This window comes from Mycetocola sp. CAN_C7 (assembly GCF_015752285.1).
GTDB lineage: Bacteria > Actinomycetota > Actinomycetes > Actinomycetales > Microbacteriaceae > Mycetocola_A.
Genome location: NZ_JADOUY010000001.1, coordinates 596,202 through 621,659 on the forward strand (window position 1 = coordinate 596,202; position 25,458 = coordinate 621,659).

General features: G+C 65.6%; 24 protein-coding genes. 13 read left to right on the plus strand and 11 right to left on the minus strand.

The features are described 5' to 3' along the window. Positions 1-22: 22 nt before the first annotated feature. From rnpA to IWX78_RS02900, 7 genes are all read left to right on the plus strand, one after another. Entirely contained in the window at positions 23-364 is a 342-nt protein-coding gene (rnpA, locus tag IWX78_RS02870; RefSeq protein ID WP_196831861.1) for a ribonuclease P protein component, read from the plus strand. A gap of 38 nt (positions 365-402) precedes the next feature. After that, positions 403-702, plus strand: a complete 300-nt coding sequence (gene yidD / locus IWX78_RS02875; RefSeq protein ID WP_334684518.1) for a membrane protein insertion efficiency factor YidD — start codon at positions 403-405, stop codon at positions 700-702. A 7-nt stretch (positions 703-709) separates the two neighbouring features. Further along, on the plus strand, positions 710-1,837 hold the full coding sequence (gene yidC / locus IWX78_RS02880; RefSeq protein WP_196831862.1) for a membrane protein insertase YidC: 1,128 nt from the start codon (positions 710-712) through the stop codon (positions 1,835-1,837). A gap of 4 nt (positions 1,838-1,841) precedes the next feature. Next, the gene (locus tag IWX78_RS02885; protein ID WP_196831863.1) at positions 1,842-2,360 is read left to right on the plus strand and encodes a Jag family protein; all 519 of its coding nucleotides are present in this window, start codon (positions 1,842-1,844) and stop codon (positions 2,358-2,360) included. A gap of 99 nt (positions 2,361-2,459) precedes the next feature. Beyond that, on the plus strand, positions 2,460-3,101 hold the full coding sequence (gene rsmG / locus IWX78_RS02890; RefSeq protein WP_196831864.1) for a 16S rRNA (guanine(527)-N(7))-methyltransferase RsmG: 642 nt from the start codon (positions 2,460-2,462) through the stop codon (positions 3,099-3,101). Between the two features lie 1,140 nt (positions 3,102-4,241). Next, positions 4,242-5,165 (plus strand): ParA family protein, encoded by a 924-nt coding sequence (locus IWX78_RS02895; protein ID WP_196832107.1) that lies wholly within the window; start codon positions 4,242-4,244, stop codon positions 5,163-5,165. Continuing rightward, on the plus strand, positions 5,165-6,118 hold the full coding sequence (locus tag IWX78_RS02900; RefSeq protein WP_196831865.1) for a ParB/RepB/Spo0J family partition protein: 954 nt from the start codon (positions 5,165-5,167) through the stop codon (positions 6,116-6,118). The genes IWX78_RS02895 and IWX78_RS02900 overlap by 1 nt, the downstream gene beginning before the upstream one ends. 26 nt (positions 6,119-6,144) lie before the next feature. On the opposite strand, the gene IWX78_RS02905 is transcribed toward IWX78_RS02900, so the two are convergent. From IWX78_RS02905 to IWX78_RS02935, 7 genes are all read right to left on the minus strand, one after another. Then, complete coding sequence (locus IWX78_RS02905) at positions 6,145-7,098, minus strand: D-alanine--D-alanine ligase family protein (protein WP_196831866.1); 954 nt, start codon at positions 7,096-7,098, stop codon at positions 6,145-6,147. A 38-nt stretch (positions 7,099-7,136) separates the two neighbouring features. Beyond that, positions 7,137-8,459, minus strand: a complete 1,323-nt coding sequence (locus IWX78_RS02910) for an aminotransferase-like domain-containing protein (RefSeq protein ID WP_196831867.1) — start codon at positions 8,457-8,459, stop codon at positions 7,137-7,139. Between the two features lie 130 nt (positions 8,460-8,589). After that, positions 8,590-8,913 (minus strand): thioredoxin, encoded by a 324-nt coding sequence (trxA, locus tag IWX78_RS02915; RefSeq protein WP_196831868.1) that lies wholly within the window; start codon positions 8,911-8,913, stop codon positions 8,590-8,592. A 27-nt stretch (positions 8,914-8,940) separates the two neighbouring features. Then, on the minus strand, positions 8,941-9,915 hold the full coding sequence (gene trxB, locus IWX78_RS02920; RefSeq protein ID WP_196831869.1) for a thioredoxin-disulfide reductase: 975 nt from the start codon (positions 9,913-9,915) through the stop codon (positions 8,941-8,943). Positions 9,916-10,000: 85 nt separating this feature from the next. Then, positions 10,001-11,626: a murein biosynthesis integral membrane protein MurJ gene (gene murJ / locus IWX78_RS02925; protein ID WP_196831870.1), complete on the minus strand. Its 1,626-nt coding sequence runs from the start codon at positions 11,624-11,626 to the stop codon at positions 10,001-10,003. Further along, entirely contained in the window at positions 11,623-13,857 is a 2,235-nt protein-coding gene (locus tag IWX78_RS02930; protein ID WP_196831871.1) for a DUF6049 family protein, read from the minus strand. The genes murJ and IWX78_RS02930 overlap by 4 nt, the downstream gene beginning before the upstream one ends. Before the next feature lie 164 nt (positions 13,858-14,021). Further along, positions 14,022-14,375, minus strand: coding sequence for a hypothetical protein (locus tag IWX78_RS02935; protein WP_196831872.1), 354 nt, complete (start codon positions 14,373-14,375; stop codon positions 14,022-14,024). Between the two features lie 139 nt (positions 14,376-14,514). On the opposite strand from IWX78_RS02935, the gene IWX78_RS02940 reads away from it, so the two are divergent. Both IWX78_RS02940 and IWX78_RS02945 read left to right on the plus strand, forming a co-directional pair. After that, complete coding sequence (locus IWX78_RS02940) at positions 14,515-14,892, plus strand: TraR/DksA family transcriptional regulator (RefSeq protein WP_196831873.1); 378 nt, start codon at positions 14,515-14,517, stop codon at positions 14,890-14,892. A 40-nt stretch (positions 14,893-14,932) separates the two neighbouring features. Next, positions 14,933-15,448 carry an 8-oxo-dGTP diphosphatase gene (locus tag IWX78_RS02945; RefSeq protein WP_196831874.1) on the plus strand — a complete coding sequence of 172 codons (516 nt, stop codon included), beginning with the start codon at positions 14,933-14,935 and terminating at the stop codon, positions 15,446-15,448. Here IWX78_RS02945 and IWX78_RS02950 read toward each other — a convergent pair. After that, positions 15,426-17,573: a RecQ family ATP-dependent DNA helicase gene (locus IWX78_RS02950; protein WP_196831875.1), complete on the minus strand. Its 2,148-nt coding sequence runs from the start codon at positions 17,571-17,573 to the stop codon at positions 15,426-15,428. The genes IWX78_RS02945 and IWX78_RS02950 overlap by 23 nt on opposite strands. A 57-nt stretch (positions 17,574-17,630) precedes the next feature. Between IWX78_RS02950 and IWX78_RS02955 the strand changes: the two genes are divergently transcribed. Further along, positions 17,631-17,975 carry a hypothetical protein gene (locus IWX78_RS02955; protein ID WP_196831876.1) on the plus strand — a complete coding sequence of 115 codons (345 nt, stop codon included), beginning with the start codon at positions 17,631-17,633 and terminating at the stop codon, positions 17,973-17,975. 18 nt (positions 17,976-17,993) lie between these two features. Here IWX78_RS02955 and IWX78_RS02960 read toward each other — a convergent pair whose 3' ends face one another. Next, positions 17,994-18,365 (minus strand): YccF domain-containing protein, encoded by a 372-nt coding sequence (locus IWX78_RS02960; RefSeq protein ID WP_196831877.1) that lies wholly within the window; start codon positions 18,363-18,365, stop codon positions 17,994-17,996. A 45-nt stretch (positions 18,366-18,410) separates the two neighbouring features. On the opposite strand from IWX78_RS02960, the gene IWX78_RS02965 reads away from it, so the two are divergent. From IWX78_RS02965 to IWX78_RS02975, 3 genes are all read left to right on the plus strand, one after another. Continuing rightward, entirely contained in the window at positions 18,411-19,934 is a 1,524-nt protein-coding gene (locus tag IWX78_RS02965; RefSeq protein ID WP_334684519.1) for a DUF7059 domain-containing protein, read from the plus strand. A 204-nt stretch (positions 19,935-20,138) separates the two neighbouring features. Further along, a complete protein-coding gene (locus IWX78_RS02970) occupies positions 20,139-20,378 on the plus strand; it encodes a hypothetical protein (protein WP_196831878.1) in 240 nt (79 codons plus the stop codon). 95 nt (positions 20,379-20,473) lie between these two features. Next, positions 20,474-23,419: an ATP-binding protein gene (locus IWX78_RS02975; RefSeq protein WP_196831879.1), complete on the plus strand. Its 2,946-nt coding sequence runs from the start codon at positions 20,474-20,476 to the stop codon at positions 23,417-23,419. Between the two features lie 15 nt (positions 23,420-23,434). Here the strand turns inward: IWX78_RS02975 and IWX78_RS02980 are convergent, their stop codons facing one another. Both IWX78_RS02980 and IWX78_RS02985 read right to left on the minus strand, forming a co-directional pair. Further along, positions 23,435-23,878 carry an SRPBCC family protein gene (locus IWX78_RS02980; RefSeq protein ID WP_196831880.1) on the minus strand — a complete coding sequence of 148 codons (444 nt, stop codon included), beginning with the start codon at positions 23,876-23,878 and terminating at the stop codon, positions 23,435-23,437. Between the two features lie 7 nt (positions 23,879-23,885). Beyond that, positions 23,886-25,349, minus strand: a complete 1,464-nt coding sequence (locus IWX78_RS02985) for a phytoene desaturase family protein (RefSeq protein WP_196831881.1) — start codon at positions 25,347-25,349, stop codon at positions 23,886-23,888. Between the last annotated feature and the right edge of the window lie 109 nt (positions 25,350-25,458).

Below are 25,458 nucleotides of genomic sequence, written 5' to 3' on the forward strand. Positions count from 1 at the left end.
ACCCCGGCCACCCGTCGTCATCGTGCTCGCACACGCGCAACGCATCACGAGCGCTGATGACTACAAACGGGTTGTTCGCCGGGGTCGACGGATGGTCGGCGAGAACAGCGTGACCTACCAATTGATGAACCCGAATGGCGGAACTCCGCGGTTCGGGTTCATTGTTGCAAAAACGGTCGGTAACGCTGTCGTTCGTAACCGGGTCCGGCGTCGTTTGAAAGCGGCTGCCTCGGTCATCGCACCGACGCTTCCTCCGGGAACCGAGACGGTCTATCGGGCTCTCCCGCCGGCCGCCTTTGCTCCATATGCCGGCCTCGCTGCCGAGGTCGAGCGCTCGACCCAACGCCTGGCGGTGAAGTCGTGACCGGGATCTCTCTCGGCCACACCGGTGGAGGGGACGCGGTGCGAAGCGCACTGTTGCTGCCACGCAACGCAGCCGTCGCCGCATTGATCGCTTACCGCACAGCTATTTCACCGCTGTATGGGGAAGTCTGCAGGTACTATCCCTCTTGCTCGGCCTATGCGATGCATGCCATCGCTCAGCACGGCGCGGTGATCGGATCAGGGCTTGCTCTGAAGCGGATCGCGCGGTGTCACCCGTGGGCAGCGGGCGGCGTCGATGACGCGCCACTCAAAAAGAACTTCCGATACACCGTGACCCCTCGCGGTTTCGTTGTAACAGCCAGCCACCGAAAGGGCTAAATCCCACATGGATCTCTTGTCGATCATCCTCTGGCCGCTCAAGTGGGTCGTAGAGCTCATTCTCGTGGGCTGGCACTCGTTGTTCAGCGCCGTTGGTCTTCCGGCTGGCGACGGTCTCACCTGGGTTCTCTCGATCGTCGGTCTGGTGCTCGTCGTTCGGGCCCTCCTGATTCCGCTTTTTGTGAAACAGATCAAGAATCAGCGACGGATGATGGAAGTCGCGCCGCAGCTGAAGAAGATCCAGGACAAGTACAAGGGCAAGAAGGATCAGTTCAGTCGCGAGGCCATGAGCCGCGAGACGATGGAGCTCTACAAGAAGACCGGGACCAACCCGTTGGGGTCCTGTCTCCCCCTCCTTGTTCAGATGCCGATCTTCTTCGCTCTGTTCTCGGTGCTCAACGACTCGCAGACCGGCAAGTCCGGGGTTGGTCCGCTCAATGCGGAGCTGTCTGAGCAGTTCGGATCGTCGTCGCTCTTCGACTTCGCTCCCCTGCACATGAGCTTCTCGTCTGCGATGAACGCCGCTGGTGGCCCCGAGGTCGGCGTCATGATCGTCGCGGCAATCATGGTCGTCCTGATGACGGCATCGCAGTTCATCACTCAGCTGCAGATCGTTTCGAAGAACATCTCGGACGAGACCAAGGCCAGCCCGATGTTCAAGCAGCAGCGCATCCTGCTCTACATCCTCCCGTTCGTCTTCCTCTTCTCCGGTTTCGCCTTTCCTCTCGGCGTCATGTTCTACTGGCTCGTGTCGAACATCTGGACCATGGTCCAGCAGTTCATCATCATCAGGAACATGCCGATGCCCGGCACCGAAGCAGCCAAGGAGCGTGAGGAGCGTCTCGCCCGCAAGGGCAAGCTCAAGCCCGCTGAGGGCGGCGGCGACACCCTCGTCATCGAGGAAAAGAAGCCGGCACAGCGCCAGCAGCCGGTGGGCAAGAACCGGGCCAAGAAGGCTGCGCCCAAGGCAGCGGCTGCTTCCACCGGACCGAAGAGCGCCGCCCCGAAGAACCCGCCGGCTCCGGCGAAGAATACAGCGGCAGCACCCGCGAAGAACGCTGCTGGTGCGCCGAAGTCCCCGGCAGCCAAACCCAATCCCGAGGCCGGACAGGCCCCTCAGAACAATGGAAAGTAGCGCCATGAGCGACGTCATCGATAACCAGGCCGATGTTGAGATCGTTCGGAACGACTCCCCTACCGTCACGCAGCTCGAGGAAGAGGGCGATGTCGCGGCGGACTACATCGAGGAGTTTCTCGACATCGCCGACCTCGACGGAGACATCGACATCGACGTGCGGAACGGTCGTGCATACGTCGCCGTGACCGCAAGTGAAGGCAGCAACATCCGCGTGCTCTCCAAGCCGGATGTCGTGAGTGCGCTTCAGGAACTCACCCGCCTCGCGGTGCAGAGCAAGACCGGTGCGTTCTCTCGGCTCATCCTGGACATCGGTGGATCGCGCGATGCTCGCCAGGCAGAATTGACGGTGCTCGTCGACCGTGCGATCGCGCAGCTCGACGACGGAGCATCCTCTGCTGCACTGCCGGCGATGTCGAGCTATGAGCGCAAGCTTGTACACGATGTTGTTTCTGACCGGGGCTTTGTGTCTACTTCGCACGGCGAGGGCCGCGATCGTCACACGGTGATCACGCGTTCCTAGACCCGCACAGGGTTTCACGTGAAACGCTGGTCGAGCGTATGGTCGGTGGTCGAACGCGTCGAGATCCCCGGCCGTCTGACCGAATAGAGTTGATGCGAGATGACTGACGCCACCCTTGAGACCGAACCCGCATCCGCTGCCGTACATCTCGGCGACCGAATAGCACTCGCTCGGCGATTCACTGAGAATCTGGCCCGGCATGGTGAAGAGCTCGGCTTGATCGGTCCCCTGGAGCTTCCCCGCCTCTGGACCCGTCACATCCTCAACAGCGCCCTGGTGGCGCCGCTGCTCCGGCCCGGTGTCGTCGGCGATGTCGGCTCAGGGGCTGGTCTGCCTGGGCTGGTTCTCGGTATCGCGCGGCCGGACGTGCAATTCGTTCTTATTGAGCCCATGGAACGCCGCGTCGCTTGGCTGAATGATCAAGTCAGCGAGCTTGAATTGAGCAATGTGACCGTTCTGCGGGAGCGCGCAGAAGATGTCAGGCTCGCGGACAGGCTCGACCAGGTCACCGCCAGAGCGGTGAGTGCTTTCCGGAAGCTGCTCCCCCTTACTGCTCCGTTGCTCCGTGATGGCGGCGAACTGGTGCTGATGAAGGGCGCGAACGCGCAGGCTGAGATCGAGGCGGCCGCGAAGGAGATGCGCAAGTTCAGGGTGACCGATGCTCGAGTGCAGATCCTCGGTGAGGGAATCACGGACGATGTCACGCGGGTGATTCTCGGAACTGTCCGGGCGAGCAAGTAACCCTTTGTCCCCGTCAGTACTGGCGGCGGGGACCACCACGTTTCACGTGAAACGCATCGATCGCATGCGCATCGATTGCATGCAGCCCCTCCTCCCCAGAACTATCACTAAGCCGCCGATTCCACAGGATTTCACAGTCCGGGCAGATGTTGCCGCCGACGTGCCACCCTGACTGTCATGCCGTTCGTGTACATCCTGCGTTGCGCCGATGGAGCCCTCGACGTCGGGATTACGTGGCAGCTCCCAAACCGCGTCTCACGACACTGCGACGGGCTCGGCGCTGTCTACACGCTCGACCGAACGCCGGTGACGCTGCTGTCTTCAGACGAGTACGCGAGCATCCAGAACAATCGGACGCGAGAGGCGGGGGTCGGAGTCGCCGTATGCGCCGTGCTGTCATCGAGGACCGAGCTGCCGAGTCATCCGCCATCATCAGGCTCGAGAAGGAAAGGCGAGGTCGCCACGACTCGCCACGTCAACGCCAACTCTCCCCCGACGGGTGTAGATCACCGGCCCGGCGCTCGTAGGCGGCGCCGGGCCGGTCCCGGAGAACTGGTCGTCGGGCTTGTCGAGACGCGCTGCTGTCGAGGTGCACTCAGGTAGCGATCTCAGCAGGCTCGATCACCGAGGTTCGTCGCGTTTCACGTGAAACATAGCGTGAGCCGCCGCGATTCCGGCCCGTAGGCTGATCGCCGGAGTCGGTGGTCGCCGAGCATGTCGACACGTTCTGCTCTCGGATCTCAGCAGGCTCATCGCCGGCATGGGCCGGGTTTCACGTGATACAGGGTGTGAGGCGCCCGGTGTGTGGGCCCGGCGGGCTTGAAAGCCGGGGTTGGGTCGGGTTTCACGTGAAACATTGTGGGAAGAGTCCTGCGCCCAGATTTCGGCAGGCCAGATCGCCGGGATGCGCGACCGCCGGGGTTGGGTCGGGTTTCACGTGAAACATTGTGGGATCTGCCGAAGCATGGATCTCGATAGGTCCGATCAGCGGAGGAGGTCCCTCACCGAGGTGGACGATCGCCGGAGCGGTGGCTGGCAGTGACTGCGGCTTCAGGTACGGTTGAAACAACGAGCGAACGGAGACCGTTTCACGTGAAACATCCCCAATCTGAAGGAGAGTCGGTGAGCACAACGTCCACGATGGAAGACTCGTCGCCACTGATGCGCGAAATCCTCGATCTGACTCACCGCCGCAAGAATCTCGCGGAATCAACAGTCCCGCTTCCCGAAAAGACGCGGATTTTCACGATCTCCAACCAAAAAGGTGGCGTCGGGAAGACGACCACCACCGTCAACATCGCTGCAGCGCTCGCGAAGTCCGGCGCTCGTGTTCTGGTGATCGACCTTGATCCTCAGGGGAACGCATCCACGGCACTCGGAGTCGCCCATCACGCTGAAGTGCCCAGCATCTACGACGTGATCATCGATGACTTTCCGCTCGCAGACGTCGTTCAGAAAAGCCCGGAATTCGACACGTTGTTCTGCGCCCCGTCGACGATCCACCTGGCTGGTGCCGAGATCGAACTCGTGTCGCAGGTTGCACGCGAACACCGACTGCGCACGGCGCTCGAGCAGTTCATCACCGATGCGGAAACGCCGTTCCACTATGTCTTCATCGACTGCCCGCCGTCGCTTGGGCTCCTCACAATCAACGCGTTTGTGGCTGCACGCGAGGTGATGATCCCGATCCAGGCCGAATATTACGCCCTGGAGGGGCTGAGCCAGCTCCTCAACAGCATCCAGCTCATCCAGAAGCACCTCAATCCACCTCTGAAGCTCTCCACGATCCTTCTCACCATGTATGACGGGCGCACCAACCTCGCCCACCAGGTCGCTGACGACGTGCGAGCGCATTTTCCTCGCGAAGTTCTGGCCACAATGATCCCCCGAGCTGTCCGGATCTCCGAGGCACCCAGCTTCGGACAGACGGTCATCAGCCACGATCCCAGCGGAGTCGGGGCCATTTCATACCTCGAAGCGGCCACCGAGATCGCGACGCGGCACGCCGCTTCAGCGGCACAACAGCACGACACAGCAACATCCACTGAAGGAGCAACAGAATAATGGCTGCGAAACGCACCGGTCTCGGCCGCGGTATCGGATCTCTCATCCCGACAACCACCCAGGAGATGACAGACAACGGGCGCCCGGTGGATGTCTTCTTCCCGGAGAGCTCCAGTCGACGAGACGCCGAAGACCAGCTTGTCGCGGTCCCCGGCGCCCGCCTGGTCAACCTCAACCCGCACGACATCGTCCCCAACGCTGCGCAGCCACGCACACACTTCGATGCCGACCACCTCGCTGAACTGGTCCACAGCATTCGCGAGGTCGGCGTTCTCCAGCCGATCGTCGTCCGCAAGCACGCGAGCGAAGACGGCAAGTACGAACTCATCATGGGTGAGCGTCGGCTCCGAGCGACGAAGGAAGTCGGACTCGACAGCATCCCGGCCGTCATCAAGGACACCGCAAATGAAGACATGCTGCGCGACGCGCTGCTGGAGAACCTCCACAGGTCAAACCTCAACCCGCTGGAGGAGGCATCCGCCTACCAGCAGCTGCTCGCAGACTTCGGCATCACGCAAGACCAGCTGGCACAGCGAATTGGCCGGTCACGGCCACAAATCACCAACACGATCCGTCTCCTGAAGCTTCCGGAATCAGTGCAGAAACGCGTTGCAGCCGGCGTCCTGAGTGCCGGTCACGCCCGGGCGGTGCTCTCTGTCGGCAACCCCGAGGGGATGCTCCGCCTCGCCGACAAGATCGTCAACGAGGACCTCTCCGTGCGTGCCGCGGAAGCCGCCGCCGCCCAGGGCATGGCGCCGAAGAAGACAAAGCCGGCCCCCGGTTCACGACACGGCCACCTCGACGAGGTCGGCGAACGCCTTGGTGACCGCCTGAACACCCGGGTGAAGGTCACATTGGGTGTGAAAAAAGGCCAGGTCACGATTGATTTCGCGACAATTGCTGACCTCAACAGGATTCTCGATGAGATCGGCGAGCCCGTCTACGGAGGCTGACCGGGCAGAAGGCCCTGGCGGGTGTACTACTCCCCGGCGGCCTCGATGGCCAGCGCGCTGTATGCGGAGGCGAGCGTGAGCCCTGCAGCCTCGATGGCCTGCGGAACGAGTGAGGTCTCGGTGAGCCCGGGGAGCATGTTCGCTTCGAGGAACCAAACGACGCCCTCGGCGTCGACGATGAGGTCGATCCGGGAGACATGGCGGAGTCCGAGCAGGTTGTGTACCTGAACGGCGACCTCAGCGGCGCGCTTGGCCACCTCGTCCGAGACCCGCGCCGGGGCGTAGAACGTGGTCTCGCCGGCGTTGTACCGCGCCTCGAAGCTGTACACCCCGGACAGCGGCTGGATCTCGACGGCAGGCAGCGCCACCGGTCCATGTCCCGAGTCGAGGATGGTGATAGCAAGCTCGGTTCCCTCGATCTTCTTCTCGATCAGGGCGACATCGGAGTAGGTATAGGCATCCACCATCGCGCGCGGGAGCTCGGACGCCTCCGTGACGATCGTCACGCCCTGCGCTGAACCGCCCTGGGCGGGCTTCACAACCGCAGTCTCGCCGATGCTGTACAGCACCTCAGCCAGTACGCCGTTGGCCCCCAGCTCACGGAACGTCTCGGTCGGCAGCGACAGCCAGTCAGGCGTCGCAATCCCGGCCCGGGACACCAGGACCTTGGCCGTCGGTTTGAACCAGGCAAGCCCTGCCGCCTCCGGGTGAGAACCGACATAGCGGATGCCACGGGCACGCAGCAGCGCCTGGAGCGCGCCGTCTTCTCCGCTGGCTCCGTGAAGGGCAGGCCACACGACATCCGGTGTCTTCTCGGCCAGTGCACCGAACAGGGTGGCATCCGGATCGCGGAGCGTGACCGTGTGCCCGGCCGCCTGCAGTTCTTCGGCCACGCGGCGACCCGACCGCAGGGATACATCACGCTCGTGCGAGATCCCGCCGGCGAGCACCACAATATCGAGCTTCTTGAAACTAGTCATGATCAGGCCTTTTCTCTGGGTCTGGTGGTGGGCTGTCGTCAGGACATGTTGGGGGGAGGGGCGGTGTATGAGCCACGTTTCCGTGGACTCGACAAGCTGCCGGTGCCTGCAAACGTGTCGAGCAGGTCGAGTTCACCGTTGATCACGGTCGCCAGTCGACGGATGCCGACACGGATACTTTCCGGTGTCGGGTAACAGAACGACAGACGGATGTTGTGACGGCCGTCACCGTCGGCGAAGAACGCGGTGCCAGGTGTGTACGCGACCAGCTCCTTGACGGCACGGGGAAGCATGGCCTTCGAGTCGAGGCGATCGGGCAGGGTCAACCAGACATAGAACCCGCCGGTGGGGTTCGTCCAGGTCAGGTCGGGCAGGTACTCCCCGAGCGCGGCGAGCATCGTTTCTTTGCGCTCCTTGTAGACCCCGCGGAAGGTGTTGATCTGGCCTTTCCAATCGGCCTGGTCGAGATACTGCGAGATGACGAGCTGACTGAATGACGACGGGCAGAGGATGGCGGCCTCGTTCGCGAGGATGAGCTTCTCACGGATAGCGTGCGGCGCCAGCGCCCAGCCCACGCGGAAACCGGGGGCGAGGGTCTTCGAGAACGTGCCGAGGTACACGACGCCGTCGTTCTCGAGCGAACGCAGGGCTTCAGGAGGCTTCTGGTCGAAATACAGCAGCCCGTAAGGGTTGTCTTCGAGAACGAGGATGTCGTTCTCCCGCGCGATCTCGAGGATCTCGCTACGACGGGACTCCGAAAGGGTGACGCCCGCCGGGTTGTGGAAGGTGGGGATCGTGTAAAGGAACTTGATCTTCTTGCCCGCGGCCTTGAGCCGGGCGATGTTCTCGCGCAGCGCTTCAGGGATGAGTCCGTCGTCGTCCATCAGGACGTGGTGCACATCGGCCTGGTAGCTCTTGAAGATCACCATGGCGGTGACGTAGCTCGGGCCCTCGGCGAGGACGACGTCACCCGGATCGATGAAGAGCTTGCTGAACAGTTCGAGCGCATGCTGGCTGCCCGTGGTGATGACGACATCCGACGCGCTGCCCTGGATGCCCTCGAGTGCCATGACCTCGAGGGTCTGCTCCCGCAGCTTCTCGACACCCTGTCCTGAGCCGTACTGCAGCGCGACGGGGCCCTGTTCGCGCATGACGCGACCCATGGCATCCGTCACGAGGTCTTCAGGGAGGGCGGAGACGTAGGGCATCCCCCCGGCCAGCGAGACGACCTCGGGGCGGCTGGCGACGGCGAACAGGGCTCGGACCTCGCTGGCGGCCAACCCGGCCGTGCGGGCGGCGTATGAGCCGTACCACGGGTCGAGGTTGTTTCCGGATGCTTGGCGAGAGCCGACTTCTGACACTGTTCGTTCCATTCCTGGTCGTAATCGATGTTATCGGGGTTGGGCTGGTGGGTCGTCGTGCGGTGCGCTGTTAAACGAGACGACCCGCCCGGCGTGTGCCGGACGGGTCGAGGTTCGAGGGGTCGTCGGGCTACGCCAGGAAGGCGGCCAGGTCGGCCTCGAGGGCTGCTTTCGGCTTTGCGCCGATGATGGTCTGCGCGACCTCGCCACCCTTGAACACCTTGAGTGCCGGGATGGACGTGATCTGGTACTGCATGGCAAGGCCCGGGTTCTCGTCAACGTTCACCTTGACGATGTCGAGCTTGTCGATGTTCTCAGACGCGATCTGGTCGAGGATCGGCGAGACCATGCGGCAGGGGCCGCACCACTCTGCCCAGAAGTCCACGAGCACCGGGCGGGCGCTCTGCAGAACCTCTGCATCGAAAGTGCTCTCAGATACTGCACGTGCTGACATGGGGTGTTCTCCTTTGTGGTTGGAAGTCTAGACGGCTGCCGCGACGGCTGACGCGATCTCCGGGTTGTGGTGAGCCTCCTGCTCGAGGCTGGCGAGGTAGTGCTCAGCATCGAGGGCGGCAACGGTTCCGGACGCGGCTGCGGTGACGGCCTGGCGGTAGCTCGGGTCGATGACGTCTCCTGCCGCGAAAACACCGGGCAGGTTGGTCCGTGAGGAGCGGCCGTCGACGGCGATCGTGCCGTCGCTGGTGAGATCGAGCTGGCCGTGGAACAGGTGAGTGCGCGGGTCGTTTCCGATCGCCACGAACAGGCCACCGAGTGCGAGGTGGCTCTCTGTGCCGTCGAGCGTGGACTTGAGGGTGACACCGTCTACGGCGTTCTCGCCAGAAATCCCGACGACCTCCGAGTTCCACACGAACTCGATCTTCTCGTTGGCGAATGCTCGCTCCTGCATGATCTTCGATGCACGCAGCGTGTCTTTGCGGTGGATGACGTAGACCTTCGAGGCGAAACGGGTGAGGAAGGTGGCTTCTTCCATCGCCGAGTCGCCGCCCCCGACGACCGCGATCGTCTTCTCCTTGAAGAAGAAACCGTCGCAGGTAGCGCACCACGAGATTCCGCGACCCGAGAGGCGCTCCTCGTCGGCGAGCCCGAGCTTGCGGTAGGCGCTTCCTGTGGCGACGATGACCGTCGATGCCTCGAAGTCACCGGAGTAACCGGTCTTGACGGCTTTGACCTCGCCGTCGAGGGAGACCTCGGTGACGTCGTCGAGGATGACCTCGGTTCCGAACCGCTCAGCCTGCTCCTGGAATTTGGTCATGAGCTCGGGGCCCTGAATACCCTCGGGGAATCCCGGGTAGTTCTCGACCTCGGTCGTGTTCATGAGCTCGCCACCGGCCTCAACACTCGACGCGAGAAGCAGCGGGTTCAGGCTCGCCCTGGCCGCGTAGATGGCGGCTGTGTAGCCGGCCGGGCCGGACCCGATGATGATGACGTTGCGCACGTAGGCTCCTTGAAAGATGTCAGTCGCTGAGTGGAACACATCTTACTTCGACGATATTCCGTGAGTCTGAACGGCGGGTGTCGACCTACCGGCGCAGGCGACGCGAGAGCGGGGCGATGGCTTCGCGCAGTTCCGCGGAGCGCATGAGCAGAAGCATCGCACCGTAGATCGGCGACATCACCATCGTGACGAGGGCCATCGTGAAGAGCGCGCCGAACACCGACGCAACGGCCCAGCCACCGGAGTACCCGCCGAGGAGCCAGACGATGAAGGCTCCGGCGACGACAGCGGGAATCGCGGCGACAGTGAATTTCACCAGGCTGCGCACGATCCGGGCGATGTCAAGACCGGCGATGCGCTTGCGGAGCAGGACGCCGGCCACCACCATCTGCACGGTGATCGAGATCGACATCGACACCGCGAGCCCGACACCGATGAGTCGGAGGGGCAGCAGCGAGCACAACAGTGCAAGCGCGACGTACACCACGACCTGCACGAGAGTGAAGAAGAACGGGGTGCGGGTGTCGCCGAGGGCGTAGAAGGTCCGCTGGAAGACGAACAGCACGGCGAACGGTACGAGGCCGGCCAGGTAGGCGATGAGAACGAAGCCCATCGCTGCGGTATCTGCGAATGCGCCGGTGAAAAGGCTGGCGAACGGGAAGGACAGGACCATCAGGCCGGCGGTGGCCAGCACGATGATCAGGGTGATCTGTCTGGCGGCGGCGGAGACGTCCGTCGTCAGTTCACTGGTGCGCTTCTCACGCACGTGCTCGGCGAGTCGGGTGAAGTAGGCCGTCGCCACCGAGAGTGTGATCACCGAGTGCGGCAACATGAAGATCAGCCAGGCGCTCTGGAGGGTGGCGGTCGACGGCCCGTTGCCTGAGGCGAGCAGGGCGACGTTGCTTTGAACGAGACCCGCCAGGGTCGTCAGAGCGAGCATCGCGAACGACCAGCCGGCGAGCTTCCCGGTTGCCCTGAGGCCGATCCCCCGCCAGCTGAAGTCCGGGCGGAAGCTGAGCCCGATGCGTCGCCAGAAGAAGAACAGGATGAGCGCCTGGGCGGCGACACCGAACGTGGCGGTCCCCGCGAGGAGGGTGATCATGCCCGGCGTCCACTCGGTGACGGACCGGGCGCCGTTGGGATCGGGACCGAACATCACGATGAACGCGACGAGGCCGGCCATGGCGACGATGTTGTTCACAACGGGCGACCAGGTGTACGGGCCGAACAGCTTGTGGGCGTTGAGGATCTCGCCGAGCACCGTGTAGAGCCCGTAGAAGAAGATCTGCGGCAGGCACCAGTATGCGAACGCCACGGCGAGGGCGCGCGTCTCAGAGTCGAGCCCGAACGAATAGAGGTGAACGAGGAACGGGGTGATCAGCACCGCGGCGGCAGTGGCGGCGATGAGCACGACGAGGGTGATCGTCAACAACTTGTTGACGTAGGCCTTGCCCCCGTCGGCGTGGACGATCGACCGGACGATCGACGGCACGAGGATGGCGCTGAGAACACCGCCGGCAATGATGACGTACAGGGTGTTCGGCAATTGGTTTGCGACGCCGAACGCGTCGGCGCTGCTGCTCGCGACGAGACCGATCGTCCACGCGAGCAGCATCGCCTTCACGAAACCGAGGATGCGCGACACCATCGTGCCTGTTGCCAGAAACACGCTGGCGCGTCCGATGCCCGGGCTGTCGGTCGTCTTCGTCATCGATTCCCAGGGGTGCTCGTCGGCGTCGCGGCTGCGGCATCCGTCTCGATCGGCTCGTCGGTCTGGTCGCGTTCACGCCGTTCGGCGCGACGTTTGCGGACGGTGCGGACCAGTCCGACGACGAACAGAAGGGCAATGAGGACCGAGAGACCCGCGGCACCGATGCCCTCCCAGTCCGCGCGGACCGTCACCGGTACGAGACCACTTTCGCCGACCAGTTCGCCGCTCGGCGAGTACAACTGAAGGCGAACGGTCACCTCGCCGTTGCCGAGTCTGGCCTCGACGGGCACGCGCACGGTTTCGCGCGCATTCGGAGGGATGACCTGGGTCACGCTGGAGTCGACGTTGAGCTTGAGGCTCGAGCTCGAGGCCTGCAGCACGACAGTGACCGGCAGATCGAATTCATTCCGAACGGAGAATGGAAGCGAAGACTGGTTGCTGACCATGAGGATCGGGCTTGTCGCAGCAATGCCGACGGACTCGAGGGTTTCGGTTGTCGTGGCGTCGTGCTCGGCGGCCGCGTCCGTCCACTCGTCGGGGTTGGAGCGCCACGAGACGCCGAGCAGGGCGAGGATCTCGGCCCGCTCCTGCCCGGTGAGGAGAGCCGGGTCATCGAGCATGGTCGAGAAGCCTTCGAGGCTGCTTTCGCGGGTGTTGAGGCGTTTGACGAGGGCGAGGCGCTCAGGCGACTGGGACTGGTCGACGATCGTGGCGGCGACGGCCTCTTCGGCGACGGCGGCGCTGAGGACCGAACTCGAGACCGTCGGCATGGCCATGAGCGAGGTGATGGCGTCGCTCAGGCGGGAGCCGGTCGGCGGCCATTCGCGGTCGAGCGTGAGCAGGAGCGTGCGAGCGGGTGCGTCGCTTTCGGAGGCGATGACCATGAGCTGGCCGGCGAGATCGGCGAGGGCGTCGAGCTGTTCTTCGGTAGAAATCGCTGTCGCAGCACGGCGAAGGGACGCGGATGCCGCGGCGTCGGACAACAGGACGGATGCATCGCCCACGTTCGCCGAGGCCCCGGCGCTGTAACCGGTCTTGGTAGTTACGTTCCCCGACGAGAGGATGGTCGTGGTTGCGCCCGATGCCGTGAACACCGGCACGTCGGCGGCCACGACAGAGTCGTCGTCCGGCCACACGATCCCGGTGGTCGTATACGTCCACTCGGTCAGCTCAGCAAGGGTGGGCAGCGTCGGCTCGCCCGGAGTCGGCGTCGGGCTGGGGGTCGCCTCCGGGTCGCCGGCTGGGGATGCGGGTGCCGTCGGCGTTGGTCCGGGTTCGTCAGTGGCATCCGGTGCCGTGTCCTCGGTGAAGTTCTCCGGGTCGAGGCCGAACAGCAGGGAGGTCGGGTTGAGCAGACCGGGAAGCCCCGCCTGGGCCTGCGCCGATGCATCTGCGTCTGCATACTGCAACGGGAATGTTTCGTTTGTGGCACGACTCAGGCGGTCGAGCCAGTTCACCGCTGATGCGGGGGCTGCGCTGCCGAGTGCCCGGATCGAGGCGATGATCATCGGATCGATCCCGAGGGCTACAGGGCGGTCGATGAGCCCGTCGAGCTGCCGGGTGAGAAGCCCGGTCGGTGCCGTGTAGACACTGAGAGCCTCGGCACTGAGCAGGCCGGTTGTGGTCGATGGCGCGGTGATCGGTGCGGCGACCGCGACCCCGAGGGAGTTCGCGCCGGCATCCGGGGTGAAGACGATCGCCTCGAAGCTGGACGCGGTGACCTCGGTGCTCGTGTAGGTCGCATCGAGCGGGTAAGCACCGGCCTGGCCTGCCAGCCCGAGGAGTTCGGTGCTGACGATGATCGGACTCGCCGTGTGACGGGCGCCGGCATCGATCGCCGGCACTGAGACAGTCGCGAGCGGCCGGTCGCTCGTGGACGCACCGGTGCCGTCACTCCAGTCGGTGAGGGCCTGGCGCGAGTCGATGGGTGTGGTGCCGGACTCCACGACGAGCGTCCCTGCGGCGAGGGGAGCCTCGCTGCTGTTCTCGACGGAGACCGTGAGGGTCATCGCATCCGTCGCCCCGATGAAGCTCGCCGACTGGCTGATCTCGACCGTGACGTCGGAATCCGCGGCCGTTTCGAGGGCGACAGAGGAGTGTGTCGTCGCGGCCAGGGGGCTTGTCGTTGCTGACGGTAGAGCGGTGGCCGTCTGGCCGACTCCGAGGGACACCAAGCCGACCGCGGTGGCAATGATCACGCGCAGCGTCTTGGGCAGTCGATTCTTGGTCATAGGCTCTCGCTGGCTCCAGGCCTCGGCCAGCATGAGACCTGATTCTACGGGTGGAGACTGGGCGGATGCCGCCAGCCACTCCGCAGGTGTCCCTCCCACATTCCCCTGCGCGCCAGAACACCTGTCCTGCCGCGGTCGGGCAGCCCGGTGGGCGATGTGGGTGCCTACAGGCCGATCGACCCGATCATCGTCCAGACCGTGCGGGTGAGGTCGGGGTGTTCGAGCGCGATGTCACGCAGCAGTTCATACTCGAGCCTGGCGACATTGTGGCGGTGCGTGTCGGCATCCGGTCGGTTGCTCCTCGACGCGTACCTGGCCATCGTGTACTCGGCGGTCAGCCCGCGGGCATCGAGGGCGTCGGACTTGAGTTCGTACACCACGAGTTCATCAACGGTAGGAAGGTCGTGGATGAAGTCGTACGGGTCTTCCCCGGCGCGGCAGCGATGCTCGATGATCACGTCGAGCTCGTCACGCGCGTAGCGCCGCAGCCGGTCGAGATCGAAGGGCGTCGTAGTCAAATGTCGGCCCCTCTCTGGTTGCTGAAGCCGTTCCCGTCGTTAAAGCGTACGCCTGTTTTTCGATGTCCCGCCCGCGACGAACAGCGGGGCGAGCCCTCGCAATCCGGGTCAAACCGGGTGCGCCGTGCGACGATGAGCTATGGAACACTCACGACTGAGCGCATCGACACTGGAGCACTTCCGCGCGGTACTCGAAGAGCAGCGCGAGGAGCTCGTCAGGCAGCGTGCGCACCACGAAGAGTCCCTCGTCGAGGTGCGAATCGCCCGCGATGGCGAGTCGGACGACGAGCACGACCCCGAAGGCCCGACGATCGCCTCGGAGTGGTCGCGACTGACCGGCCTGCAGGACGAGTCCGCCAAACAGCTCACCGCGCTCGACGAGGCACTCGCCCGCGTCGACGACGGCAGCTTCGGGCTCTGCTCGCGGTGCACGAAGCCGATCGGACGCGCCAGGCTCGACGCTCGCCCGGTTGCGGACCTCTGCATCGACTGTGCCCGGCTCGCTGAAACGCGGTAGTGGCCGGTCCCGCGAGGGCCAGGGCGCGTACGCTCGCCCTATGACAGCGAGTAAGCCAGGCCTCCCTGAGGTCTGCGTCTGTTACATCCTCCGTGAAACCGCCGATGGTGGTTACGAGGTGCTTCTCGGCGAAAAGAAGAAGGGTCTCGGCCTCGGAAAGATGGTGGGACCAGGGGGAAAGCTCGAACCCGGCGAGACACCTGCTCAAGCGGTTGTGCGGGAGGTGTTCGAAGAATCCGGGCTGCGCCTGCGCGAGAACGACCTCACCGCGCTGGGCCGCATCCGCTACGAGTTCCCCTTCCGGCCGGCCTGGAGTCAGATCTCCTGGGTTTTCGCCACTCAGGCCTGGGCCGGCGACATCGTGGAGTCAGACGAATTGCTGCTCCGGTGGCACCCGGTCGACGAGATTCCATTCGACCGCATGTGGGACGACGCGAAACACTGGCTTCCGTCTGCGCTCGTCGGCGACTACCAGGAGCGCCGATTCGTGTTCGGCCCCGACCTCTCGACGGTCATGGCCGACGACCTGCCCGTTACGCCTGCACCGCGAGGCTGAACGGCAGCACAGCGGATGCTCCGGCGCCGCGAAGCAGTCGGCCAGCGACCGTGAGTGTCCAGCGGCTGTCGACCAGATCGTCGACGAGTAACACCGGACGGCCGCGGTAACCCTCGAACGCGGTTACCAGCTCAGGTCCCAACTCGAACCGGTCCCACACGCTCGACAGCCGATAGGCGCTGTTGCCGCCCGGCTCACCGGCCGGGCCGCCGTTCTTCAGGCTGAGGGCGCCGAGGTACGGCAACCGGCCGACGTCTGACAGGGCACGGGCTACCGAGTCGACGAGTTGCGTGTGCCGTCTCGACGGCACACTCACAACAGCGGCCGGGCGTTCGTCCCAGCCCCACTCGGCCAACACCCTGATGCACGCCTGCACGAGGGCGGGGCTGGCGGGCCCATCCGGAGTGCTCGGCGCGAAGAGGTCGCGGAGAGTGCCACCCCAGCCGAGGTCGGTCAGCCTGGCGAGGGCCCGCCCCGCCTCCACCCGTTCCTCTGCGGCGATCTTGCCACGCACTGGAACGCCGAGCTTGTCGGCCCCTGTCGGCCACTGTGCCCGCGGTTCGATCGCAACGCCGACGCGGCTCAACGATTTCTCGGCCTGCCCGGATGCCTCCTCCCGCACGTCGGTCGGATACCAGACCGGCTCCCCAGCCGCGGCAGCGCAATTGTCGCAGCGGCCACAGGGAACGGCGGTGTCGTCGTCGAGGGCGCGCTGAAGAAACTCCATGCGGCATCCGCTCGTGCGCTCGTACTCGAGCATGGCGTTCTGCTCCTGCACGCGCGCGGCGGCAATGCGCTCGTAGCGTTCGGCGTCATAGGTCCACGGCTGCCCGGTCGCCACCCAGCCTCCGGTGACGCGCTGCACCGCCCCGTCGACGTCGAGCACCTTGAGCAGCAGCTCGAGTGGGCTGCGTTTGAGGTTGACCCGGGCTTCGAGAGCGGGAGTCGACAGCGGCGCGCCCTCGAAGGCGAGCTCGTCGATCACCGCACGCGCCTTCTGCTCGTCGGGCATCGACGATGTCGCGAAATACTGCCAGATGGCTTCGTCTTCGGTGCCGGGGAGCAGGAGCACGTCGGCGCTCGCCGCCCTTCCGGCGATCATCGCGGCGCGACCGGCGCGGCCGACCTGCTGGTAATAGGCGACGGGTGACGACGGCGCACCCAGATGCAGAACGAAACCGAGGTCGGGCTTGTCGAAGCCCATGCCGAGGGCACTCGTTGCGACGAGCGCTTTGACCTCGTTGTTCTTGAGCGCCTGTTCGAGTCCTTCGCGCTCGCCGGCATCCGTTCGCCCGGTGTATGCCTGCACCTGGTGACCGGCCTCGCGCAGGAGGCGGGCGGTGTCTTCTGCCGCAGAGACCGTGAGTGCGTAGATGATGCCCGAGCCGGTCAGGTTGCCGAGGTGGCTGAGCAGCCAGCCGAGCCGGGTGCCCGAGTCGGGCAGGCGCAGAACCCCGAGCCGCAGGGTGGCACGGGCGAGCGGACCGCGAATGGTCACAACCGGCTCGCCACCGGCATGCTCGAGTTGCTCAGCGACGTCGGTGACGACGCGCGAGTTGGCGGTCGCCGTTGTGGCGAGCACTGGGACCCCGTGCGGCATCTCGGCGATGAGATCGCGGAGTCGCCGATAATCGGGCCGGAAGTCGTGACCCCAATCGGAGATGCAGTGGGCTTCGTCGACGACGAGCAGGCCGGTGCGCGGAATGAGCTTCGGCAACTGTTCCTCACGGAACCGGGGATTGTTCAGCCGCTCGGGCGAGACGAGCAGCACGTCGACCTCGTCGTTGTCGAGTTTGGTGAGCACGTCGCCCCACTCGTGCGGGTTCGCCGAGTTGATCGCGACAGCGCGCACCCCGGCCCGCGCGGCAGCCTCGACCTGGTCACGCATGAGGGCGAGAAGGGGTGAAACCAGGAGCGTCGGGCCGGCCCCCTGACGACGAAGCAGCAGTGTCGCCACGAAGTACACGGCCGACTTGCCCCACCCGGTGCGTTGCACGACGAGTGCCCGTTTGCGGTCGGCGACGAGGGTCTCGATCGCCTCGAACTGGCCCTCGTGAAAATCGGCGTCTGGCGAACCGACCAGGGTCCGCAGAATGTCGAGGGCGTCGGCGCGGGTGTCAGTCATGTGTCCAGCTTCGCAGGTGCGGCTGACAGGGCAGGCTGCGCGCCATAGACTCCCGCCATGACGGATACCACGGGAGTGGAGCAGCGGCTCACCGGTATCCTCGACCGGTACCGCGCTGAGCTGGTCGACGGAACTATCTACGGCATCCCGGCGCTGATCTGGCCTGGCGCAACCGGTCACGACTATTTCGTAGCGCTCAGACGCAATAAGGACAACGTCGGGCTGTACCTGATCATCGCCGACCGGTACCCGGACGACCTCGCTCAGTCGTCGGATGCTCTCCGGTCTCGGCGCACCGGCAGGGCGACGTTCTCGTTCTCATCGCTCGACGATGACATGGCGGCGGAACTCATCGGGTTGCTCGACCGGCTCATGGACCGGTACCGCGCCGAGCACGCGTGACGGGACCGACGGCATCCGTCAGGCGTCGACGATCTCCTTGCCCAGCGGAAGCAGCGCGATCGGCACCATTTTGAAGTTGGCCCAGCCGAACGGGATGCCGATGATCGTGATGCACAGCGCGACACCGCTGATGATGTGGCCGAGGGCGATCCACCAGCCGGCGAGGAGGAGCCAGATCACGTTGCCGAGCGCTGACCCGACGCCGGCGGTCGGACGGTCGACGACCTCCTTGCCGAACGGCCACAGCGCGTAGACCCCGAGCCGCGCTGCGGCGATTCCCCAGGGGATGGTCACGATGAGCACGAACATGAGAAGCGCCGCAAGCATGTAGCCGAGGAACAGCCAGAATCCAGACAGGATCAGCCAGATGATGTTGAGCAGCGTCTTCATGATGGGCTCAGTCTGGCACGCCCGGTCGGTGCCACACTGGGAACCGTGACCTCTGAGCTTCTGCACCGCCTCCGATCCGATCTCGACGCCGCCCGCTACACGGTGACCACCCTCACCGGCCTGTGGGGAGACGAAGCGGATGCTGCGCTGCACCGCAACGAGAGGGTCCCCGCTGTGCGTGCGCTCGCGCTGGACGCTGACGCACCGGAGGCATCCGCGACGCTCGCCCGCCTGTTCGTGCTGGGGCTGCCGGTTTCTCGGGAGGATCTGTCGGCTGCGTTGCCCGATCTCGGCGTGGACGGTGCTGTCGAGCTCGGGCTCGTCACGGCCGACGACGACGGCATCCGCCCACTGCTCGACCTGCGGCCGTACAGCTTCGTCGACGCCCACGGGGCCGGAAGCTGGTGGATCATCTCCGACCTCGGCGAACTCGTCCTCGGGCGTCCGCTCGGCGAGGAGCACGTGCTCGGCGTCGGCGGCGCATCGATGACCCTGAGCGGCCTGATGATGCAGACGCCGGTGGGCAGCGTCCTCGACCTCGGAACCGGCTGCGGAATCCAGGCCATGCACGCCGCCCGGCACGCGTCAACGGTGGTCGCCACGGACATCTCGGAGCGCGCACTGGACCTTGCGCGGATGAACGCCGGCCTCAACGGCATCCACAACATCGAGTTTCGGCACGGCAACCTGTTCGAGCCTGTGCGTGGCGAGCGGTTCGACCAGATCGTGTCGAACCCGCCCTTCGTGATCACCCCGCGGGTCGACGGCGTGCCCGCGTACGAGTACCGGGACGCAGGCATGGTCGGGGATGCGCTCGTCGAGGCGGTGCTCCGCGGGGCGGCAGCTCACCTCTACCCCGGCGGCGTCGCCCAGATGCTCGGCAACTGGGAGTACCGGATCGGTCAGGATGCCTTCCGCCGCGTTGGCGGCTGGATCGACGGCACCGGTCTCGACGCCTGGATCATCGAGCGCGACGTGCAGGATCCTGCCCAGTACGCCGAAACCTGGATCCGCGACGGGGGAACCCGCTCAGGCACCCCTGAGTTCGACAACCTCTACGCCGCGTGGCTCGATGACTTCACCGAACGCCGCGTGACCTCGGTCGGCTTCGGGTACATCACACTGCGGATGCCGCTTTCCGGCCACCAGACCCTGCGGCGGCTGGAGCGACTCCACGGTTCGCTCGGGTCGAACGAAGCCGGGCTCGGCGTCCACCTCGCTTCTGCGCTCGATGGTCAGAACTGGCAGGCGGCGCTCTCCGACGAGGAGCTCGCGCATGCCCACGTCACCGTCGCCCCGGATGTCACCGAGGAACGGCACTACTGGCCGGGTGCAGAGCACCCGACCGCGATGATGCTGCGGCAGGGTGGTGGTTTCGGCCGCACCGTGCGGATGGACACCGGGCTCTCTGCCCTCGTCGGTGCCAGCGACGGCGACCTTTCGATCGGCGCCGTCGTCGCGGCGATCGCCCAACTGCTCGATGCTGACTACCCGGAGTTGCTCGGCGAGCTGCTGCCCAGGGTGCGCGCCCTTCTTGACGACGGGTTCCTGCTGCCACCCCAGGTGTGAATCCGGTTCGATGTCACGCTCGACAGGAAGGACATCGCGGGACGCACGCTCAACAGGAGAATCCGCCTCTTTCTGGACGCCTCTTCCTGTCGAGCGTCACGCCTCAGCCATTCGAGTCCGACAAATAGGGCATCCGCCTGATCTGAGACCCCCTCCTTAGAGAACACGATGGTGACATCACCACCGAACTGAGGAGTTGGGGTCATGCAGATCTCTGGAGAATACGGAACCGAGTTGCTCATCCGATACACCGAGGAGCAGCTCACCCGCGACCTCGAACGCCGTCGGGTTGCCGTGGAGCGAGACGCGGAGCACGGGGCAGGACGAACCACCGCCTGGCAGACGCTCGGTGCACGTGTCGCCGCCCTGTTCCGAGGTCGTGAGCGGCGGATGCCGGCACGCGGTCACGCGGCCCCATCGCGGGTCACCCCAGCCCACCGGTGAGCGGTCCCGTTCGCCGACAGAGGTTGGCGGAACCGTTGGCCTCGATGGCCGAAATCCCCTCGATTCGTGTTGGCGCCCTGTGGGACCATGGGGGCATGACCTCCCCGGCGGCCAGCCCTTCGATGATCGGACGCGAGTCCGAACTCACCGAACTGCGCTCGGCGCTCGCCGGCGTCCTGCTCGGCATCCCTCGGGGCGTCGTCGTGTCAGGGGAGGCCGGCATCGGCAAGACCCGGCTGTTCGAAGAGTTTCTGGTCGAGGCATCCCGCGACGCGATCGTCGTCTCGGGCCAATGCGTCGACCTCGGAGCGGTCGGTGCTCCGTATGCTCCGATCAAAGGCGTGATGCGTGGCCTCGTCGACGAGATCGGCGCCGAAGCGCTGCTCGAAGCCGGCGGGCCGGGTCGCGACGCGCTCACCGCGCTGCTCCCCGAACTCGGCGACGCTACCGTCGACCGCAACGCCGGGCTCAACCGATTGCACGAGACCGTCGCCGTCGTGCTCGAAACGGTGTCGCTCCGCTCGCCGATCGTGGTTGTGATCGAAGACCTCCACTGGGCAGACGACGCCACGCTCAACCTTCTCCGCTTCCTGCTGCGGGTGCTCAATCGCGGCCCCATCCTTCTTCTTCTCAGTTTTCGCACCGAAGACGTGCCGCGAGGCCATCCGCTCCGTGGCCTCGTCTCCGAACTCGAACGGTCACGGAGTGTCGCGAGAATCGACCTCCAGCGACTCGGTCGGTCAGACGTTCGACGCCAGGTGCAGGAGATCCTCGGAGGCCTGCCGGACGACGAGGCGTTCGACAGCGTCTTCTCCCGCAGTGAGGGCATCCCGTTCTTCGTCGAAGAGCTCGTGGGCTTCGACGAAACCTGCGAGGGTGACCTCCCATGGACGCTCCGCGAACTTCTTCTTGCGCGCTACGAGCGCCTCAGTGACGAGGCTCAGCATCTGCTCCGGTTGCTCTCAGCAGGCGGGGTGAGGGTCGGGCACGACCTGCTCGTCACGGTGTATGACGGCGACGCCAGCGTACTCGATCGGGTGGTGCGCGAAGCAGTGCTCGCCAACATTCTCGTCGCTGACGAGCGCAGTTACGCCTTTCGTCACGCGCTCGTGCGCGAGGCCATCCACGCCGACCTCCTCCCCGGGGAGCGCACGCGCTTCCACACCCGTTTCGCCGAAGCCCTCGAAGCCGTCACTGACCACCGGCGCGTCGCCACCGAGATCTCGTACCACTGGCTTTCCGCCCATGACGCTGCGAAAGCGTTCCCGGCATCGCTCCGAGCGATGGTCGAAGCCCGGGCGACCTACGCATACGGGTCTGCAGCCCAAATGGGTGAACGCGCGCTCGAACTCTGGGATCAGGTGCCGGACGCCGAGTCCGTCGCGAACCGCAAGAAGGTCGACCTGATCGCCCAGACGGCATCTGCCTTGCGGAACGCGGGGGAAGAAGAACGGGCACTCGCCATGGTCAACCTGGCGCTTGCGGAGTGCCCGCGTGACGACGCGCTCCGATATGCGCGGCTGCTGCGCGATAAGGCCATGTACCTCGGCAACAGCGGCAGACCGGGCTCCATTACGCTGCTCCGCGAGGCCCTCGAACTCGTACCGAGCGGATCGACCGGGCTGGCCGGCACTTCCGGTCTTGCCGGGACGACCCTCACTGCGGCGGAACTCCGATCGGCGTTGCTCACCGGCCTGGCCGGTCGCCTCATGATCGAGGGCCGTTTCGTCGAGGCGAAAACGGTCGCGCGTGAGGGTCTCGACGAAGCCCAGGCCGCCGGCTCCGACCGTCACGCGTCGATCGCATCGAACATCTACGGAGCGGCCCTGATCGACGCAGGCGAGATCGACGAAGGACACGTGCACCTCGACAACGCCCGCCGACTGGCAGAGAACGACACGAGCGCCATGCTGCGTTACCGCGTCAACGCTTCTGACGCCGAATATCTTCTCGGCCACTACGCCACGGCCCTGCAGATCGCCGAACTCGGCATCGCCCGCGCTCACGAGCTGGGTGTCGAACGCAGCTCGGGAATCATCCTGCAATCCAACGCCGTCGATCCGCTTATCGCGCTCGGCGAATGGGACCGCGCCGATCACCTGGTCGATCGCGCCCTGACCCTCCTGCCGTCGGCGGTCTTCAACGCCTATCTCCAGCGCGCGCGGATCTTCCTGATGCTGTGGCGCGGCGACGTCGATGGTGCAGCGAGGCTCTACCGGAGCCTGCGAGCGGGGTTCCTCGCGCTGGCCCACGTCGAGATGCAGGTGACGCTCGGCCACGCACGCCTCGCCGCAGAGCTCGCCCTGGCGAGAAATGACCCGGAGCAGGCCTGGTCAGACGTGTCTGTGTTGCTCGGGCCCGAGCACCGGATGTACCCGGGATACGACCTGCCCTTGCTCGCAACGGCCGCACGGGTACTCGCTGTGCTGCGGTCCGGCGACAGCGGCCTCGCTGCCAGAGAAGACGCCACCGCCGAAGCTCGCATGCGCGAGCTCGCCACCGACCTCGCTTTCTGGCCGACGAGCCCTGTCTGGTTGCCTGTGTTCGAGGCCGAACTGTCTGGCGCAGATGGCGACGGGCAAGATCCTGACGCCTGGCGCCTGGCCGGCGAAGCGATCGCGGGCGATGCCGCTGCGCCCGCTCACCTGCACTCATATGCCCTGCTGCGTACGGGTCGAGCACACGCCGAAGCAGGCGACCGGGCGTCTGCCACGGCATCCCTCCAGGCGGCTGTTGCCGAGGCCGGCCTTCTGGGCGCCGGACTGATCTCGACCGAGGCAGCCGCCGTGGCTGCGCGGGCAGGGATAGCCCTCGACGGCCAGCCGATGAGACAGACAAGGGATGCCGCCGAGCTCACCGCTCGTGAGCGTCAGGTGCTCGAGCTGATCGCACAGGGTCTCAGCAACCGGCAGATCGGCGAACAGCTGTTCATCAGCGCAAAGACCGCGAGCGTGCACGTGTCTGCGATTCTCCGCAAGCTGGGGGCATCGACCCGCACAGAGGCCGCGTTCCTCGCACGCGAACTTGTCACGACACCGTAGCCGACCGGTCGCCTGTCAGTTCGCCGTCGCGCCACCCTCGGCGAGGTACGCCAGGCGCTGCAGCGTCTCGGTGTTGCGCGCGTGCAGCATCGCCTGCCGGACCGGCGCCGGGATGTAGAGGCCAGGGCCGCGCACGGCGTCTTCACCGATGCGGACGACGCATCCGTTCTTGCGGGGCTTCACATCGAGCGTGACGTGCGCTTCGCCGATCGGCCATCCGCGAGCCTTGATCTTCATGTGATGGGGCGGGTCCCACTCCAGAACCGAGGTGGAGTCGTTGATGAGGAAAGGCCAGACACCGAACGAGTGGAACAGCCGCGCTCCCTCGGAGGGCCAGGCGTCGTCGACGTCGCGCATGCGGGACGCCCCGACGACCCAGCTGGGGTACAGCCAGCCGTTCCCCAGCACCGCGAACACCTCGTCTGGTGTCGCCTCGATGTAGCGGTAGTTGACGGACATGGTTCTCCTACAGGTTGGCGGAATCGGGAGCGAGCGAGGGGGCAGACGACCGGCCGAACACGTCGTGCAGAGCGAGCAACGCGGCGTTGTAGCCGGGCAATCCGTGCACGCCTGGCCCCGGTGGGGTGGAAGACGAGCACAGGTAGACGCCGTCGAGCGGTGTGCGCCAAGGCTGAGCGGAGAGCACGGGACGTGCGAGCAGCTGGGGCAGGTTGACGTCGCCGGCAGAGATGTCGCCCCGCACGTAGTTGGGGTTGTAGTGCTGGTATTCGATGGCGGTCTTCGATGACGATGCGAGGATGAGATCACGGAACCCGGGGGCGAAGCGCTCGATCTGCGCAATGATCGCCTCGGTCCGGTTGACCGTCGACCCGGCGGGAACGTGGGTATATGCCCAGAGGGTGTGCTTGCCCTCTGGCGCACGGCTGGGGTCGAAGCTGCTCGGCTGGGACACGAGCACGTAGGGGTTCTCCGGATGCCTGCCGCGAGCGACGTCCCGTTCGGCCCGGGCGATCTCGGCCCGGGTTCCGCCGAGGTGCAGGGTGCCTGTCAGGGCAAGTTCCGGGTTCGTCCACGGCACCGGGCCCGACAGCGCGAAGTCGACCTTGGCCACGGCGTTGCCGTACCTGAACCGGCTGAGCCTGGCCGAGTACCCGGCCGGGAGGCGATTGCCGGCGATCTGCTGGAGTCCGCGAGGGCTGGTATCGAGCAGCACGGCACGGCTCGGTTCGAGTTCACGGAGGCTGGTGACCTCGTGGCCGGTGATGATCTCGCCGCCGTGCGCGACGACATCCGCCGCCATCGCGTCGACGATGCTCTGGCTGCCGCCGACCGGGATCGGCCAGCCGCCGGCGTGGGCGTAGGTGGCGAGAACGAGGCCCGCTGCGGCCGGCGCGAGGCCGGGCAGCGGACGGATCGGATGAGCGAGCACGCCGGTGAGGAGCGCAGGGGCGACGTCGCCCTTCCAGCGGGCGTTCCAGAACGGGCCGCCCTGTTCGAGCACACGCAGGCCGAAGCGGGTGAGGGTGATCGGATGCCGCGGAACGCGCAACGGGGAGGTCGATGTGAACTGCGCGATGGCATCCGCGTTTCCGGAGAGGGGTTCGAACAGGTGTTTCCAGGCCCGTCCGTCGACGCCGAGGCTGTCTGCGGTGCGCTCGAGGGAGCGCCAGGCCAGGCCGGCTTCGCCGTGGTCGAGCGGGTGTGCGTATGCGATGTCAGGGTTGACGAAGTCGATGCGGTCGGTGAGGCCGAACTTCTGGAAGAACCCGGATGCGTACGCCATCGGGTGCACGGCGGAGCAGACGTCGTGGTGGAAGCCGGGGAGTGTCACTTCCGAGGTGCGGGCACCTCCACCGATGGTGTCTGCGCGTTCGTAGACGCGGACGGAGACGCCCGCTCTCGCGAGCGTCACCGCGGCTGCCAGACCGTTCGGTCCGGCTCCGATCACAAGGGCATCTGGCTGAGTCATTGGTCGTCAGTATGGCATCGGGGCGAATGATGCGGAGACCCCTTGACGGCATCCCGCCACACCCGAAGGTGGGTGCCGTACAGGCCACAGACGCGTGGCGTTCACGTAA

Excerpts from the sequence above, each read along its gene's own strand:
- rsmG (WP_196831864.1), top strand. The coding sequence starts at position 2,460 with ATGACTGACGCCACCCTTGAGACCGAACCCGCATCCGCTGCCGTACAT.
- murJ (WP_196831870.1), bottom strand. The coding sequence starts at position 11,626 with ATGACGAAGACGACCGACAGCCCGGGCATCGGACGCGCCAGCGTGTTT.
- IWX78_RS02940 (WP_196831873.1), top strand. The coding sequence starts at position 14,515 with ATGGAACACTCACGACTGAGCGCATCGACACTGGAGCACTTCCGCGCG.
- trxA (WP_196831868.1), bottom strand. The coding sequence starts at position 8,913 with ATGTCAGCACGTGCAGTATCTGAGAGCACTTTCGATGCAGAGGTTCTG.
- IWX78_RS02930 (WP_196831871.1), bottom strand. The coding sequence starts at position 13,857 with ATGACCAAGAATCGACTGCCCAAGACGCTGCGCGTGATCATTGCCACC.
- IWX78_RS02885 (WP_196831863.1), top strand. The coding sequence starts at position 1,842 with ATGAGCGACGTCATCGATAACCAGGCCGATGTTGAGATCGTTCGGAAC.
- IWX78_RS02980 (WP_196831880.1), bottom strand. The coding sequence starts at position 23,878 with ATGTCCGTCAACTACCGCTACATCGAGGCGACACCAGACGAGGTGTTC.
- IWX78_RS02900 (WP_196831865.1), top strand. The coding sequence starts at position 5,165 with ATGGCTGCGAAACGCACCGGTCTCGGCCGCGGTATCGGATCTCTCATC.
- IWX78_RS02895 (WP_196832107.1), top strand. The coding sequence starts at position 4,242 with ATGGAAGACTCGTCGCCACTGATGCGCGAAATCCTCGATCTGACTCAC.
- yidC (WP_196831862.1), top strand. The coding sequence starts at position 710 with ATGGATCTCTTGTCGATCATCCTCTGGCCGCTCAAGTGGGTCGTAGAG.
- IWX78_RS02905 (WP_196831866.1), bottom strand. The coding sequence starts at position 7,098 with ATGACTAGTTTCAAGAAGCTCGATATTGTGGTGCTCGCCGGCGGGATC.
- IWX78_RS02975 (WP_196831879.1), top strand. The coding sequence starts at position 20,474 with ATGACCTCCCCGGCGGCCAGCCCTTCGATGATCGGACGCGAGTCCGAA.
- IWX78_RS02950 (WP_196831875.1), bottom strand. The coding sequence starts at position 17,573 with ATGACTGACACCCGCGCCGACGCCCTCGACATTCTGCGGACCCTGGTC.
- IWX78_RS02945 (WP_196831874.1), top strand. The coding sequence starts at position 14,933 with ATGACAGCGAGTAAGCCAGGCCTCCCTGAGGTCTGCGTCTGTTACATC.
- IWX78_RS02960 (WP_196831877.1), bottom strand. The coding sequence starts at position 18,365 with ATGAAGACGCTGCTCAACATCATCTGGCTGATCCTGTCTGGATTCTGG.
- IWX78_RS02955 (WP_196831876.1), top strand. The coding sequence starts at position 17,631 with ATGACGGATACCACGGGAGTGGAGCAGCGGCTCACCGGTATCCTCGAC.
- IWX78_RS02970 (WP_196831878.1), top strand. The coding sequence starts at position 20,139 with ATGCAGATCTCTGGAGAATACGGAACCGAGTTGCTCATCCGATACACC.
- IWX78_RS02985 (WP_196831881.1), bottom strand. The coding sequence starts at position 25,349 with ATGACTCAGCCAGATGCCCTTGTGATCGGAGCCGGACCGAACGGTCTG.